Annotated in this window: 9 protein-coding genes, 1 tRNA gene and 3 rRNA genes; 10 read left to right on the forward strand and 3 right to left on the reverse strand. The window is 66.8% G+C overall.

Annotated elements, in window-relative coordinates:
* Positions 1–12: 12 nt before the first annotated feature.
* A complete protein-coding gene (dapB, locus tag BBH68_RS22585; protein ID WP_065965294.1) occupies positions 13–765 on the forward strand; it encodes a 4-hydroxy-tetrahydrodipicolinate reductase in 753 nt (250 codons plus the stop codon).
* A 9-nt stretch (positions 766–774) separates the two neighbouring features.
* On the forward strand, positions 775–1,233 hold the full coding sequence (locus BBH68_RS22590) for a tetratricopeptide repeat protein (protein WP_065965295.1): 459 nt from the start codon (positions 775–777) through the stop codon (positions 1,231–1,233).
* Between the two features lie 104 nt (positions 1,234–1,337).
* On the opposite strand, the gene BBH68_RS22595 is transcribed toward BBH68_RS22590, so the two are convergent.
* Both BBH68_RS22595 and BBH68_RS22600 read right to left on the reverse strand, forming a co-directional pair.
* Entirely contained in the window at positions 1,338–1,892 is a 555-nt protein-coding gene (locus BBH68_RS22595) for a hypothetical protein (protein WP_065965296.1), read from the reverse strand.
* 63 nt (positions 1,893–1,955) lie between these two features.
* On the reverse strand, positions 1,956–2,198 hold the full coding sequence (locus BBH68_RS22600) for a hypothetical protein (protein ID WP_065965297.1): 243 nt from the start codon (positions 2,196–2,198) through the stop codon (positions 1,956–1,958).
* A 195-nt stretch (positions 2,199–2,393) separates the two neighbouring features.
* Between BBH68_RS22600 and thyX the strand changes: the two genes are divergently transcribed.
* From thyX to BBH68_RS22640, 8 genes are all read left to right on the forward strand, one after another.
* The gene (thyX, locus tag BBH68_RS22605) at positions 2,394–3,134 is read left to right on the forward strand and encodes an FAD-dependent thymidylate synthase (RefSeq protein ID WP_065965298.1); all 741 of its coding nucleotides are present in this window, start codon (positions 2,394–2,396) and stop codon (positions 3,132–3,134) included.
* 221 nt (positions 3,135–3,355) lie between these two features.
* Positions 3,356–4,255 (forward strand): 4-hydroxy-tetrahydrodipicolinate synthase, encoded by a 900-nt coding sequence (gene dapA / locus BBH68_RS22610; RefSeq protein ID WP_065965299.1) that lies wholly within the window; start codon positions 3,356–3,358, stop codon positions 4,253–4,255.
* Between the two features lie 126 nt (positions 4,256–4,381).
* On the forward strand, positions 4,382–6,067 hold the full coding sequence (locus BBH68_RS22615) for a ribonuclease J (protein WP_065965300.1): 1,686 nt from the start codon (positions 4,382–4,384) through the stop codon (positions 6,065–6,067).
* Positions 6,068–6,500: 433 nt separating this feature from the next.
* A 16S ribosomal RNA gene (locus BBH68_RS22620) occupies positions 6,501–8,025 on the forward strand.
* Between the two features lie 286 nt (positions 8,026–8,311).
* Positions 8,312–11,433 (forward strand): 23S ribosomal RNA (locus BBH68_RS22625).
* A gap of 89 nt (positions 11,434–11,522) precedes the next feature.
* Positions 11,523–11,639: ribosomal RNA gene (rrf, locus tag BBH68_RS22630) — 5S ribosomal RNA — on the forward strand.
* The 16S, 23S and 5S rRNA genes sit together here, the layout of an rRNA operon.
* 105 nt (positions 11,640–11,744) lie before the next feature.
* Positions 11,745–12,443 (forward strand): DegT/DnrJ/EryC1/StrS family aminotransferase, encoded by a 699-nt coding sequence (locus BBH68_RS22635; RefSeq protein ID WP_065965301.1) that lies wholly within the window; start codon positions 11,745–11,747, stop codon positions 12,441–12,443.
* Between the two features lie 80 nt (positions 12,444–12,523).
* Positions 12,524–12,596, forward strand: a tRNA-Thr gene (locus tag BBH68_RS22640).
* Positions 12,597–12,707: 111 nt separating this feature from the next.
* On the opposite strand, the gene BBH68_RS22645 is transcribed toward BBH68_RS22640, so the two are convergent.
* On the reverse strand, positions 12,708–15,332 hold the full coding sequence (locus tag BBH68_RS22645; RefSeq protein WP_065965302.1) for a SpoIIE family protein phosphatase: 2,625 nt from the start codon (positions 15,330–15,332) through the stop codon (positions 12,708–12,710).
* Positions 15,333–15,476 lie beyond the last annotated feature (144 nt).

Here is a 15,476-nt window from a genome sequence, read left to right on the forward strand (position 1 = left end):
GGGATTCGAACGATGAGCAAGCTGCGCGTGGCCGTTCTCGGCGCCAAGGGCCGGATCGGTTCCGAGGCCGTACGAGCCGTGGAGGCCGCCGAGGACATGGAGCTGGTCGCCGCGCTCGGCCGGGGCGACAAGCTGGAGACGATGGTCGAGGCCGGCGCCGAGGTCGCGGTGGAGCTGACCGACCCCGAGTCGGTCATGGGCAATCTCGACTTCTGCGTCCGCCACGGCATCCACGGCGTCGTGGGCACCACCGGCTGGACGGACGAGCGGCTGGCGCGGCTGCGCGGATGGCTGGACGCCGCCCCCGGCACCGGCGTCCTCATCGCGCCGAACTTCTCCATCGGCGCCGTGCTGACCATGCGGTTCGCCCGGCAGGCCGCCCGCTTCTTCGAGTCGGTCGAGGTCATCGAGCTGCACCACCCGAACAAGGCGGACGCCCCCTCGGGCACCGCGACGCGCACCGCGCAGCTGATCGCGGAGGCCCGGGAGCAGGCGGGCTGCGCCCCGCAGCCGGACGCCACGAGCACGGCCCTGGACGGCGCGCGCGGCGCCGATGTGGACGGGGTGCCGGTGCACTCGGTGCGGCTGCGCGGGCTCCTGGCCCACCAGGAGGTGCTGCTCGGCGGCGAGGGCGAGACCCTCACCATCCGGCACGACTCGACGCATCACAGCAGCTTCATGCCCGGCGTGCTGCTGGGGGTGCGGCGCGTGGTGTCCGCCCCCGGCCTGACGCTCGGGCTGGAACACTTCCTCGATCTGGACTGAGACACAGCGGTGCGCGCAAAGATCACGTATTTCGTCCTCGCGGCCGTCCTGGTCGTGTACTTCGTCCTGGTCGGCAGCCGGGGCGTCATGCTCATCGAACAGGGCACGCCGGTGACCGTGGCCTTCGGCGTGGCCGTGCTGGTGCTGCCGCTCATCGGCTTCTGGTTCCTGTGGAAGACGACGGTCTTCGCGCGCAGCGCGGACCGGCTGGCCCGGGAGCTGGAGGCCGAGGGCGGCCTTCCGGTCGACGAGCTGGTACGGACGCCCGGCGGGCGGATCGACCGGGACTCGGCGGACGCGGTGTTCGCCAAGCGGCGGGCCGAGACGGAGGAGTCGCCGGACGACTGGCGCTCGTGGTTCCGGCTGGCCGTCGCCTATCACGACGCGCGGGACACGGCGCGCGCCCGCAAGGCGATGCAGCGCGCCATCGCCCTGCACGACGGACGGCCGGTGCGGTCCCGGGGCTGACCGGGACCGCCGCGCCGGGGCGAACCGCCGGCCCCCTGACCCGCGGGCCCGGACGGCGAGCGGGGCAGCGGGCGGGCGGCGCAGTGGGCGAGAGCGGTCCGGTCTCAGCGGTACCGGTCCGCCCAGCCCTCGATCGCGTCGGCCGCCATGCGGAAGGCCTCGGGACGGCCGAGGAAGTCGGCGCTGTGGTCGGTGAGGGCCACCGTCGGAGCCCCGCCGCCGACCCGCTCGACGAGCACCGCCTGGCCCTGGACGCTGCGCGGCAGCCCCAGCCACCGCACCGGCTGCTGGACGGTGCGTATCGCCGCGACCTCCGGCCAGCGCACCGTCGTGGCCGAGAGCAGGCCCGTCAGCCGGAGCCCCTCCTCGTCCATCCACACCCCCGTCCGCACCAGCCGGACGGCGCCCAGGATCACCAGAACGGCGGCCGCCACGCAGATGCCCGCGGCGGGGACCGACCCCGCGAACGCGATGATCATCGCGGAGAACAGCACATACGAGGCGAGCAGCAGCAGGAGCGCGGCTCCGCCGACCCTCCAGGGCCCCGGCCGGTACGGGCGGCGCCGGCGGCCGGGGTCCTCGTACGGGAGGGGGGCCGCGGCGGCCGCCGGTCCGTCTTCGTCAAGGGCGCGGTCCGCTGTCAGGAAGGGCAGGGGCACGGATGGTCCTCACTCACACACACGTCCGGATGGGCCTGTGGTGGGTGAGGCTATCCCAGGGGCTCAGCGCCCGTTGGACGCCTCCGACTGCTGCACCTGGTGGGTGGTCCGCGGCCCGGTCTCGAGCGCGGGCAGCCCGAACAGCAGCGACCCCACGAACCCGGCGATGATCGTCAGGCCGATGAGGGTACGGCCCGCTATCTGCGACGGGGTGGCGCGGGGGCGGGGCGGCGGGGTGACGTTGCTGCGGAACCGGTCGGCTTCGGCGATGAAGGCGAAGGGCACGGGCTCGCGCCGGCGGAACATACGGGGGCTCTCCTTGGAACCTCGAAGTGGGCACTTCTGTACTTCTGTCAGTAGGACGTGTGAACGAGGGGCGAGGTGCCCTATTTCGGCGACTTCAGTCAACATTTTCACCGCTGCCACCTGGCCGGAGGGGATGTCGGTGGGGGCCCGTAAGCTGGGCGCGCCCCGAGCGATGAGAGATGGAAGGACCCGCCGGTGACCGAGACCCCCGCCGAGAGCGAGAAGGCCAGCTTCCGCAGCGATGTGACCGTCGAGCTGGTCAAGCACAGCACGGCCGACTCCGACGTCCTGTGGGCCGCCCGGGTGTCCACGGCCGGTGAGCAGTCCCTCGAGGAGCTCACCAAGGACCCGGAGCGTTCCAAGGGGCTGATCAACTTCCTGATGCGGGACCGGCACGGCAGCCCCTTCGAGCACAACTCGATGACCTTCTTCATCAACGCCCCGATCTTCGTCTTCCGGGAGTTCATGCGGCACCGCGTGGGCTGGTCGTACAACGAGGAGTCCGGCCGCTACCGCGAGCTCCAGCCGGTCTTCTACGTCCCCGGGGAGGCCCGCAAGCTGGTCCAGCGGGGCCGCCCGGGCAAGTACGAGTTCGTGGAGGGCACCCAGGCGCAGCAGGAGCTGACCGGCCGGGTGATGGAGGACGCCTACCGCCACGCCTACGAGGCGTACCAGGAGATGCTGGCGGCCGGCGTGGCCCGCGAGGTGGCCCGCTCGGTCCTGCCCGTCGGCCTGTTCTCCTCCATGTACGCCACGTGCAACGCGCGATCGCTGATGCACTTCCTCGGCCTGCGCACCCAGCACGAGCAGGCCGCCGTGCCCTCCTTCCCGCAGCGGGAGATCGAGATGGTCGGCGAGAAGATGGAGGCGATCTGGGCCGAGCTGATGCCGCTCACCTACGCCGCCTTCAACGCCAATGGGCGCGTCGCCCCGTAGCGCGGCCCGTGCCGTTCCTCGGGGCGGAAACCGGACACTCCCCGGACGGATCACGCCCCCGAGGTGTCCGTATTGCGGCGTTTCGTGAAGTTCATCTAGGCTGAACAAACGGATCCGGCACTGCCTGAACCCCCGAGCAGGCAGTGCCGGGTCCCATACCGCCGCCCCGGTCGCCGCCCCGAGCGAGCACCGCGAGGCGCGCTACGAGTAGCGTGGGACCCATGGCACCGACATCCACATCGCAGACCCCTTTCGGGCGGGTGCTGACCGCCATGGTCACGCCATTCACCGCTGACGGCGCGCTCGACCTCGACGGCGCTCAGCGACTCGCCGCCCATCTGGTGGACGCCGGCAATGACGGCCTGGTCGTCAACGGCACCACCGGCGAGTCCCCCACCACCAGCGATGCGGAGAAAGCCGAGCTCGTACGAGCCGTGGTGGAAGCGGTCGGTGACCGCGCCCACGTCGTGGCCGGAGCGGGTACCAACGACACCCGGCACAGCGTCGACCTCGCCCGCGCCGCCGAGCAGGCCGGCGCCCATGGCCTCCTGGCGGTCACGCCGTACTACAGCAAGCCTCCGCAGGAGGGGCTCCTGCGGCACTTCACGGCCATCGCCGACGCCACCGAGCTGCCGGTCATGCTCTACGACATCCCCGGCCGCAGCGGCGTGCCGATCAGCACCGAGACCATCGTCCGGCTCGCCGAGCACCCGCGCATCATCGCCAACAAGGACGCCAAGGGCGACCTCGGCCGCGCGAGCTGGGCCATCGCCCGGTCCGGCCTGGCCTGGTACTCCGGCGACGACATGCTCAACCTGCCGCTGCTGTCCGTCGGCGCCATCGGCTTCGTCTCCGTGGTCGGCCACCTCGTCACCCCGGAGCTGCGCGCGCTGCTCGAGGCCCATCTGGCGGGCGATGTCGCCAAGGCCACCGAGATCCACCAGAAGCTTCTCCCGGTCTTCACCGGGATGTTCCGCACCCAGGGCGTCATCACGACGAAGGCCGCGCTCGCCCTCCAGGGCCTGCCGGCCGGGCCGCTGCGGCTGCCGCTCGTCGAGCTCACCGCCGAGGAAACGGAACAGCTCAAGCGCGATCTGGCTGCCGGCGGGGTACAGCTGTAACCAGACGCGCGCTTTTCACACCTTCGTACTTCACAACTACATACAGACACATCAAGCAAGTGCACGAATGTCACGCGCGCCATGTGCCCCAGGGGGGCACGTGGCGTGTGTGGTGAGGAGAGTCTTTTGAGCCATCCGCATCCTGAACTCGGCCCTCCGCCGAAGCTCCCCCAGGGGGGACTGCGCGTCATCCCGCTCGGCGGGCTCGGCGAGATCGGCCGCAACATGACGGTCTTCGAGTACGGCGGCCGGCTGCTGATCGTCGACTGCGGAGTGCTTTTCCCCGAGGAGGAGCAGCCCGGAGTCGACTTGATCCTGCCGGACTTCACCTGCATCCGGGACCGGCTCGACGACATCGACGGCATCGTGCTCACGCACGGCCACGAGGATCACATCGGCGGCGTCCCGTTCCTGCTCCGCGAGAAGCCGGACATCCCACTGATCGGCTCCAAGCTGACCCTCGCCCTGATCGAGGCGAAGCTCCAGGAGCACCGCATCCGCCCGTACACGCTCGAGGTGGAGGAGGGCCGGCGTGAGCGCATCGGCCCCTTCGACTGCGAGTTCGTGGCGGTGAACCACTCCATCCCCGACGCCCTCGCCGTCGCCATCCGCACCCCGGCCGGCATGGCCGTGCACACCGGCGACTTCAAGATGGACCAGCTGCCGCTCGACGGCCGCCTCACGGACCTGCCCGCCTTCGCGAAGCTGGGAGAGGAAGGCATCGACCTCCTGCTCTCCGACTCCACGAACGCCGAGGTCCCCGGCTTCGTCCCGCCCGAGCGCGACATCTCCGGCGTGCTGCGCCAGGTCTTCGCGGACGCCCAGAAGCGGATCATCGTGGCGAGCTTCGCCAGCCACGTCCACCGCATCCAGCAGATCCTCGACGCGGCCCACGAGTACGGGAGGCGAGTCGCCTTCGTCGGCCGCTCGATGGTCCGCAACATGGGCATCGCCCGCGACCTGGGCTATCTGCGGGTCCCGGCCGGACTCGTCGTCGATGTGAAGGCCCTCGACGACCTGCCGGACGACGAGATCGTCCTCGTCTGCACGGGCTCCCAGGGCGAGCCGATGGCCGCGCTGTCCCGGATGGCCAACCGCGATCACCAGATCCGCATCGTCCAGGGCGACACGGTGATCCTCGCGTCCTCGCTCATCCCGGGCAACGAGAACGCCGTCTATCGCGTGATCAACGGCCTGAGCCGGTGGGGCGCCAACGTCGTCCACAAGGGCAACGCCAAGGTCCATGTCTCCGGGCACGCCTCGGCCGGGGAGCTGCTGTACTTCTACAACATCTGCAAGCCCCGGAACCTGATGCCGGTGCACGGTGAATGGCGGCATCTGCGCGCCAACGCCGAGCTGGGCGCGCTGACCGGCGTGCCCAAGAACCGCTGCGTCATCGCCGAGGACGGGGTGGTGGTCGACCTGGTCGACGGCGTCGCGAGGATCGTCGGCAAGGTGCAGGCGGGCTATGTGTACGTCGACGGCCTCTCGGTCGGAGACGTCACCGAGACCTCGCTCAAGGACCGCCGCATCCTCGGCGAGGAGGGCATCATCTCGGTCTTCGTGGTCGTCGACAGCACGACCGGCAAGATCGTGGGCGGCCCGCACATCCAGGCGCGGGGCTCCGGCATCGAGGACTCGGCCTTCGCCGCGGTCATCCCGAAGATCGAGGAGTCCCTGGCCAAGTCGGCCTCGGACGGCGTCGCCGAGCCCCACCAGCTGCAGCAGCTGGTGCGCCGCTCGGTGGGCAAGTGGGTGTCCGACAGCTACCGCCGGCGCCCGATGATCCTCCCTGTGGTCGTTGAGGTCTGACGCCGACTCAGCGCCTGACCGGCGCTGAGCCACGAGCGGGGCTCCCCGATTTGCATCCGGGAGCCCCGCTCCAGTACGTTTACGGCTCCGCCAGAGGGGAACCCCGAGCACTCAGCGTGCCGGGTGAGCCCGGAAGGCGGGTGGGAATCCGGCCCAAAGAATTCTGATAAAGTCGGAGACACCGAAGGGAAGCGCCCGGAGAAACCGGTGAAACGGTTTCGAAGGAAGCGTCCGTTCCTTGAGAACTCAACAGTGTGCCAAAAGTCAACGCCAGATATGTTGATACCCCGTACGGTCGGCCGGTCTGATTCGGATCGTCTGATCGGACGAGGTTCCTTTGAAGAAACACACACAGCGAGGACGCTGTGAGCGGGCTGGATTATTCCTCCGGCCTGCTCCGCTCTCGTGGTGTTGCCGGGATAGCCCGGAAGCATTCACGGAGAGTTTGATCCTGGCTCAGGACGAACGCTGGCGGCGTGCTTAACACATGCAAGTCGAACGATGAAGCCGCTTCGGTGGTGGATTAGTGGCGAACGGGTGAGTAACACGTGGGCAATCTGCCCTGCACTCTGGGACAAGCCCTGGAAACGGGGTCTAATACCGGATATTACCTGGTGAGGCATCTTACCGGGTGGAAAGCTCCGGCGGTGCAGGATGAGCCCGCGGCCTATCAGCTTGTTGGTGGGGTGATGGCCTACCAAGGCGACGACGGGTAGCCGGCCTGAGAGGGCGACCGGCCACACTGGGACTGAGACACGGCCCAGACTCCTACGGGAGGCAGCAGTGGGGAATATTGCACAATGGGCGAAAGCCTGATGCAGCGACGCCGCGTGAGGGATGACGGCCTTCGGGTTGTAAACCTCTTTCAGCAGGGAAGAAGCGCAAGTGACGGTACCTGCAGAAGAAGCGCCGGCTAACTACGTGCCAGCAGCCGCGGTAATACGTAGGGCGCAAGCGTTGTCCGGAATTATTGGGCGTAAAGAGCTCGTAGGCGGCTTGTCACGTCGGATGTGAAAGCCCGGGGCTTAACCCCGGGTCTGCATTCGATACGGGCAGGCTAGAGTTCGGTAGGGGAGATCGGAATTCCTGGTGTAGCGGTGAAATGCGCAGATATCAGGAGGAACACCGGTGGCGAAGGCGGATCTCTGGGCCGATACTGACGCTGAGGAGCGAAAGCGTGGGGAGCGAACAGGATTAGATACCCTGGTAGTCCACGCCGTAAACGTTGGGAACTAGGTGTGGGCGACATTCCACGTTGTCCGTGCCGCAGCTAACGCATTAAGTTCCCCGCCTGGGGAGTACGGCCGCAAGGCTAAAACTCAAAGGAATTGACGGGGGCCCGCACAAGCGGCGGAGCATGTGGCTTAATTCGACGCAACGCGAAGAACCTTACCAAGGCTTGACATACATCGGAAACATCCAGAGATGGGTGCCCCCTTGTGGTCGGTGTACAGGTGGTGCATGGCTGTCGTCAGCTCGTGTCGTGAGATGTTGGGTTAAGTCCCGCAACGAGCGCAACCCTTGTCCTGTGTTGCCAGCATGCCCTTCGGGGTGATGGGGACTCACAGGAGACTGCCGGGGTCAACTCGGAGGAAGGTGGGGACGACGTCAAGTCATCATGCCCCTTATGTCTTGGGCTGCACACGTGCTACAATGGCCGGTACAATGAGCTGCGATACCGCGAGGTGGAGCGAATCTCAAAAAGCCGGTCTCAGTTCGGATTGGGGTCTGCAACTCGACCCCATGAAGTCGGAGTCGCTAGTAATCGCAGATCAGCATTGCTGCGGTGAATACGTTCCCGGGCCTTGTACACACCGCCCGTCACGTCACGAAAGTCGGTAACACCCGAAGCCGGTGGCCCAACCCTTGGGAGGGAGCCGTCGAAGGTGGGACTGGCGATTGGGACGAAGTCGTAACAAGGTAGCCGTACCGGAAGGTGCGGCTGGATCACCTCCTTTCTAAGGAGCACATAGCCGACTGCGGGCGAATGTCTCGCACGGTTGCTCATGGGTGGAACGTTGACTATTCGGCAGGATCGGATGATCCGCCTCTCCAGTACTGCCTCTTCGGGGGCGTGGAACAAGAGACGGGGATGACGAGCCTGCCGGGCACGCTGTTGGGTGTCTGAGGGCACGGGCGGGAGCCTGTTTCCCTTGGCGCCGGTCCCGGTGAACTGCCCTGATGGGGTGGGTGACGGGTGACTGGTCGTTGTTTGAGAACTGCACAGTGGACGCGAGCATCTGTGGCCAAGTTTTTAAGGGCGCACGGTGGATGCCTTGGCACCAGGAACCGATGAAGGACGTGGGAGGCCGCGATAGGCCCCGGGGAGCTGTCAACCGAGCTTTGATCCGGGGGTGTCCGAATGGGGAAACCCGGCAGTCGTCATGGGCTGTCACCCATACCTGAACACATAGGGTATGTGGAGGGAACGCGGGGAAGTGAAACATCTCAGTACCCGCAGGAAGAGAAAACAACCGTGATTCCGGGAGTAGTGGCGAGCGAAACCGGATGAGGCCAAACCGTATGCGTGTGATACCCGGCAGGGGTTGCGTATACGGGGTTGTGGGAGCTTTCTTGATCGGTCTGCCGGCCGGTCGGTGAGTCAGAAATTGTTGATGTAGGCGAAGGGCATGCGAAAGGCCCGGCGTAGAGGGTAAGACCCCCGTAGCCGAAATGTCAGCAACTTGCTTGAGAGTCACCCAAGTAGCACGGGGCCCGAGAAATCCCGTGTGAATCTGGCGGGACCACCCGCTAAGCCTAAATATTCCCTGGTGACCGATAGCGGATAGTACCGTGAGGGAATGGTGAAAAGTACCGCGGGAGCGGAGTGAAATAGTACCTGAAACCGTGTGCCTACAAGCCGTGGGAGCGTCGCGCAGGGACTTGTCCTTGCGTCGTGACTGCGTGCCTTTTGAAGAATGAGCCTGCGAGTTTGCGGTGTGTTGCGAGGTTAACCCGTGTGGGGAAGCCGTAGCGAAAGCGAGTCCGAATAGGGCGATTGAGTAGCGCGCCCAAGACCCGAAGCGGAGTGATCTAGCCATGGGCAGGTTGAAGCGGAGGTAAGACTTCGTGGAGGACCGAACCCACCAGGGTTGAAAACCTGGGGGATGACCTGTGGTTAGGGGTGAAAGGCCAATCAAACTCCGTGATAGCTGGTTCTCCCCGAAATGCATTTAGGTGCAGCGTCGTGTGTTTCTTGCCGGAGGTAGAGCACTGGATAGGCGATGGGCCCTACCGGGTTACTGACCTTAGCCAAACTCCGAATGCCGGTAAGTGAGAGCGCGGCAGTGAGACTGTGGGGGATAAGCTCCATGGTCGAGAGGGAAACAGCCCAGAGCATCGACTAAGGCCCCTAAGCGTGCGCTAAGTGGGAAAGGATGTGGAGTCGCAGAGACAACCAGGAGGTTGGCTTAGAAGCAGCCATCCTTGAAAGAGTGCGTAATAGCTCACTGGTCAAGTGATTCCGCGCCGACAATGTAGCGGGGCTCAAGCGTACCGCCGAAGTCGTGTCATTGCAGCATGAGGTCCAACGGCCGCTGTGATGGGTAGGGGAGCGTCGTGTGCCGGGTGAAGCAGCCGTGGAAGCGAGTTGTGGACGGTTCACGAGTGAGAATGCAGGCATGAGTAGCGATTCACACGTGAGAAACGTGTGCGCCGATTGACTAAGGGTTCCTGGGTCAAGCTGATCTGCCCAGGGTAAGTCGGGACCTAAGGCGAGGCCGACAGGCGTAGTCGATGGACAACCGGTTGATATTCCGGTACCCGCTTTGAAGCGCCAGCGCTGAACCAGGCGATGCTAAGTCCGTGAAGCCGCCCTGGATCCTTCGGGTGAAGGGGAGTGGTGGAGCCGACGGACCAGACTTGTAGTAGGTGAGCGATGGGGTGACGCAGGAAGGTAGTCCAGCCCGGGCGGTGGTTGTCCCGGGGTAAGGGTGTAGCCCGAGGGGTAGGTAAATCCGTCTCTCATATAAGGGTGAGACCTGATGCCGAGCCGATTGTGGTGAAGTGGATGATCCTATGCTGTCGAGAAAAGCCTCTAGCGAGTTTCATGGCGGCCCGTACCCTAAACCGACTCAGGTGGTCAGGTAGAGAATACCGAGGCGTTCGGGTGAACTATGGTTAAGGAACTCGGCAAAATGCCCCCGTAACTTCGGGAGAAGGGGGGCCATTGCTGGTGATGGGCCTTTGCGCTCGGAGCTGGTGGTGGCCGCAGAGACCAGCGAGAAGCGACTGTTTACTAAAAACACAGGTCCGTGCGAAGCCGTAAGGCGATGTATACGGACTGACGCCTGCCCGGTGCTGGAACGTTAAGGGGACCGGTTAGTCACATTTCGGTGTGGCGAAGCTGAGAACTTAAGCGCCAGTAAACGGCGGTGGTAACTATAACCATCCTAAGGTAGCGAAATTCCTTGTCGGGTAAGTTCCGACCTGCACGAATGGCGTAACGACTTCTCGACTGTCTCAACCATAGGCCCGGTGAAATTGCATTACGAGTAAAGATGCTCGTTTCGCGCAGCAGGACGGAAAGACCCCGGGACCTTTACTACAGCTTGATATTGGTGTTCGGTTCGGCTTGTGTAGGATAGGTGGGAGACTGTGAAGCCGTGACGCCAGTCATGGTGGAGTCGTTGTTGAAATACCACTCTGGTCGTGCTGGATGTCTAACCTGGGTCCGTGATCCGGATCAGGGACAGTGTCTGGTGGGTAGTTTAACTGGGGCGGTTGCCTCCTAAAGGGTAACGGAGGCGCCCAAAGGTTCCCTCAGCCTGGTTGGCAATCAGGTGTTGAGTGTAAGTGCACAAGGGAGCTTGACTGTGAGACCGACGGGTCGAGCAGGGACGAAAGTCGGGACTAGTGATCCGGCGGTGGCTTGTGGAAGCGCCGTCGCTCAACGGATAAAAGGTACCCCGGGGATAACAGGCTGATCTTCCCCAAGAGTCCATATCGACGGGATGGTTTGGCACCTCGATGTCGGCTCGTCGCATCCTGGGGCTGGAGTCGGTCCCAAGGGTTGGGCTGTTCGCCCATTAAAGCGGTACGCGAGCTGGGTTTAGAACGTCGTGAGACAGTTCGGTCCCTATCCGCTGTGCGCGTAGGAGTCTTGAGAAGGGCTGTCCCTAGTACGAGAGGACCGGGACGGACGAACCTCTGGTGTGCCAGTTGTTCTGCCAAGGGCATGGCTGGTTGGCTACGTTCGGGAGGGATAACCGCTGAAAGCATCTAAGCGGGAAGCCTGCTTCGAGATGAGGGCTCCCACCCACTTGATGGGGTAAGGCTCCCAGTAGACGACTGGGTTGATAGGCCAGATATGGAAGCCGGGTGACCGGTGGAGTTGACTGGTACTAATAGGCCGAGGGCTTGTCCTCAGTTGCTCGCGTCCACTGTGTTGGTTCTGAAGTAACGACCATGTGCTGGCCCGTTCTCGGGTTGGGCTGGTTTGTTTTCTTCATAGTGTTTCGGTGGTCATTGCGTTAGGGAAACGCCCGGTTACATTCCGAACCCGGAAGCTAAGCCTTTCAGCGCCGATGGTACTGCAGGGGGGACCCTGTGGGAGAGTAGGACGCCGCCGAACAAATTTTACAGAGAGCCCTGTCGGGAACTTCGGTTCCCGACAGGGCTCTCTTTTGTTGTGCTGCGGGCCACTCGGTGTTCATGTTGCCTGGGCACGATGCCAGCCATGGGGACTTCTGCGGACGAGCTGTTGCGAGAGCTCACCGGGTCGGGCGTGCGGCCGGGTGACGAGGTGGTGGTGCCGTCGTACGGGACCGCCGAGGCCCCGGAAGCGGTCCTGCTGGCCGGGGCCCGGCCGGTGTTCGTGGACATCGACGCCAACACCTTCTGCATAGATCCGGCCGCGGTGGCGGACGCGCTGACCCCCCGGACCGCCGCCGTCATCGCGGTGCACACCTTCGGGCATCCGGCCGACATGGCACGCCTCGGTGAGCTCGGCAGGCGGCACGGACTGGTCGTCATCGAGCACGGGGCGCGGCCCGAGCCGGCCTCGGAGGTACTGCGGCGGCAGGCCAACGCGGCCTATCTGAACGGGAAATTGCGCGGCGTGGTCACCCCGTGGGTGGCGCCCGGCGCCCAGCACACCTATCAGCAGTACGTGGTGCGCGTTCCCGGCAATGGCAGGCCGGACCGTGACGCCTTCGCCCGTACGCTGCGTTCCCGCGGCGTCGTGTGCCATGTGCCCGTACAGACGCCGGCGCACCGCACCGCGCGTTTCCGGCGGGACATGTGGCTCGCGGAGACCGAACGGGCCGCGGACGAATGCCTTGCCCTGCCTGTCGACGCGGCGATGTCCCGGCGGGAGTTGCACCGCGTGGTGTCCGCCTGCAACGCGCTCGGCGGGGTGCTTCAGGCGGCGGCTTGAGCAGCGGCTCTCCGGGTGGGCCGCCGGGACGGTGGTACGGAGCACCCTGATCTTCGGGGTATGATTTATTCCGTCGACGCGCCCCAATAGCTCAGTCGGCAGAGCGTCTCCATGGTAAGGAGAAGGTCTACGGTTCGATTCCGTATTGGGGCTCTCTCTTTGTGACAGAAGTCTTTGTGACAGAAGTCGCGGCACAAGGCCCTCGCCCATCGGCGAGGGCCTTCGTCGTACAGGGCGACGGTCTGTGAATACGGCGACGGCCCCTCAGGAGTCCTGCGGCTCGGGGACGCGCATGGCGAGGATCGCCATGTCGTCGGACGGCGGCTCGGCGGCGAACCGCTCGACCGCCCGCAGCACCCGGGAGGCCACCGCGCCCGCCGTCAGCCCGGTGCAGGTCGTCAGCACGTCGACGAGGCCGTCGTCGCCGAGCATCCGGGAGCCCTCGCGGCGCTCGGTCACGCCGTCGGTGACGCACAGCAGGACGTCGCCCGGGTCGAGGGTGACGGTCTGCTCGTACAGCTCCAGGTCCTCCATCACGCCGAGCAGCGGCTGGGGTTCGGCCGCGGGCTCCACGGAGCCGTCCTGGCGCAGCCGCAGCGGCAGCGGGTGGCCCGCGCACACGACCTTCAGCACGGCGCTGCCGTCCTCCTGCGGCCACAACTCCCCGTACAGGAGCGTCAGGAAGCGGCTGCGGGCGCCCTCGTCGAGGATCGCGGCGTTGAGGCGCTCGAGGACCGCCGGGCCGCCGAAGCCCTCGCGGGCGAGCAGCCGCAGCGCGTGCCGGGCCAGGCCGGTGACCGCGGCGGCCTCCGGGCCGGTGCCGCAGACGTCGCCGATGGCGAAGCCGTACGCGCCGTCGCGGATCGGGAAGAGGTCGTAGAAGTCGCCGCCGACCTCGTTGCCCTCGCCCGCGGCGCGGTAGATGACCTCGACCTCCACGCCGGAGACGTCGGGCAGTTCGGGCGGCAGCAGGCTGCGCTGCAGGGACTGGCTGATGGCGGTGCGCTCGGAGTACAGCCGGGCGTTGTCGAGCGCGAGGGCCGCCCTGCGGGAGAGGTCTTCGGCGAGTTCCAGGTTCTCCTGGCGGAAGTGCCCGTCGGTGGACTTGCCGAGGGTGAGCATGCCGATGACGCGGTTGCGGGCGACCAGGGGCAGCACCACGGTCTCCCCGCCGACCGCCGAGGCGGTCGCGAGCGAGGCGCTGGGGCCGGAGGAGGGGCGGGCGGCGTCGCCGAGGCTGAGGCCGCGCAGGGAGGTGCGCAGCGACGCGGCGTGGGCGGTCTGGGCGGGGGCGGTCCACAGGCGGGCGCCGCCGGTGCGGACCTGCTCGGGCGGGTCGATCCTCGTCAGGAGCGCCTTGAGGCCGTCGATGCGCTCCTCGTCCTCGTGCAGGACGTAGGACAGCTCGGGGTCGGACGCCGGGTCGGCGACCGTGTAGACGGCGCACCAGTTGGCCAGGGTGGGCACGGTCATCTGGGCCATGAGGGCGAGCGTCTGGTCGCGGTCGAGGGTGCCGGCGAGCAGGTCGGAGGCCTCGACGAGGAACGAGAGGGAGTTGCGGCGCAGCCGCTCCAGCTCGGTGAGCCGGGCGCGTTCGACCGCGAGCGCGATGCGGTCGGCGGCGAACTGCAGCCGCAGCGCCTCCTCGTTGCTGTACCGGCCGGGGGCCTCGGCCGCGACGCCGAGCGAGCCGGTGAGCCGGCCCTCGACCTTCAGCGGGACGGTGACGACCGACCGCAGGCCGGTGTTGGCGAGCAGGGGGACGGCGCCGGGCACGATGGACAGGTCCTCGTGGACCGCGGGCATCCGGGCGGAGCCGTAGCGGCCGGTGCCGGCCTCGACGGGGACGCGGGCGAAGCGCTGGCGGGCGGAGGTGAGCCCGGTGGAGGCGCGGACCTCCAGCTCGGTCTCGTCGTCGGTGGCGAGCAGCAGGTAGGCGGCGTCGCCGTCGAGCATGTCGCGGGCGCGCTCGACGGTGCGCTGCAGCAGCCCGTCGAGGTCGTCGGGGGCGGGCGAGCCGATGGAGACCTCGAAGGCGTCGCCGGCCGGGCCGCGCTCGGCGCTTTCCGCGGCGTCGGTCCCCGGGCCGCGCTGCGGGCTCTGGAGCACCGCGCGCTCCCGCTCGCGCACCAGCAGACAGACGGTGGACGGATCGCCGTTGGCGTCGCGGACGCGGAGGTGGGAGGCGTAGACGGGGACGACCCGCCCGTCGGCGCCCCTGATGCCGTACGAGCCCTCCCAGCGGGACAGCTGGAGGGCCTCGGCGACCCCGGTGCCGGTGCCGGGGGTGTGCGGCCAGGCGGCGAGGTCGGTGAGGGGCTTGCCGCTGACCTGCTCCGCTGCGTAGCCGAACAGTTCCTGCGCGTCGTCGTTCCAGGCGGTGATGAGACCGGTGCGGTCGACCTGGGTGACGGCGACGCGGACCCGGGCGTCGGTGACCGGCAGGGCGTCGTTGGGGAGGGCGGGGCCGGCCGAGCGGGTGCCGGCGGGGCGGTCCGGGAATTCCAGGTGGAACCAGACCTGCTTGTGGGTCGAGGTGTACTCGACGCCCCAGCGGGAGGCGAGCGCGGCGCACAGCAGCAGGCCGCGGCCGCCCTCGCGGTCGGGGTTGCCGATGGGGCGGCTGGTGGTCTGGAGCGGGAGCTCTCGCTCCGGGTAGCGGTCGGTGACCTCGATGCGCACGCCGCTGTCGGCGCGGACGCACACCACGTCGGCGGTCGTGCCGGAGTGGACGACCGCGTTGGTGACCAGTTCGCTGGTGAGGACGACCGCGTCGTCGACGATGTCGGTCAGGCCCCACCCCTGGAGGGTGTCGCGGACGAAGGTACGGGCGGAGGCGACCGAGCGTCCCACCGGCTCGAAGGTGGCGGCTGCCCGCGCGGTGATCACAGGTCTCCTCATGCGTGTCTCGGCGATCTGCTCACCCATGTCGCAGCGCCCCTCCGATGCCTGGCCGATGCCAGGTTACTTACCTCCACCGCTTCAGCGAATGCCGGTGGGGGCTGATTCCACCCCAGAGTGTGCTGTCGGCGG

This window comes from Streptomyces sparsogenes, from assembly GCF_001704635.1.
Classification (GTDB): domain Bacteria; phylum Actinomycetota; class Actinomycetes; order Streptomycetales; family Streptomycetaceae; genus Streptomyces; species Streptomyces sparsogenes.

What these genes read in the sequence shown, in the direction of transcription:
- BBH68_RS22600 (WP_065965297.1), bottom strand. Translation starts at nt 2,198, where the DNA reads ATGTTCCGCCGGCGCGAGCCCGTGCCCTTCGCCTTCATCGCCGAAGCC.
- BBH68_RS22635 (WP_065965301.1), top strand. Translation starts at nt 11,745, where the DNA reads ATGGGGACTTCTGCGGACGAGCTGTTGCGAGAGCTCACCGGGTCGGGC.
- dapB (WP_065965294.1), top strand. Translation starts at nt 13, where the DNA reads ATGAGCAAGCTGCGCGTGGCCGTTCTCGGCGCCAAGGGCCGGATCGGT.
- dapA (WP_065965299.1), top strand. Translation starts at nt 3,356, where the DNA reads ATGGCACCGACATCCACATCGCAGACCCCTTTCGGGCGGGTGCTGACC.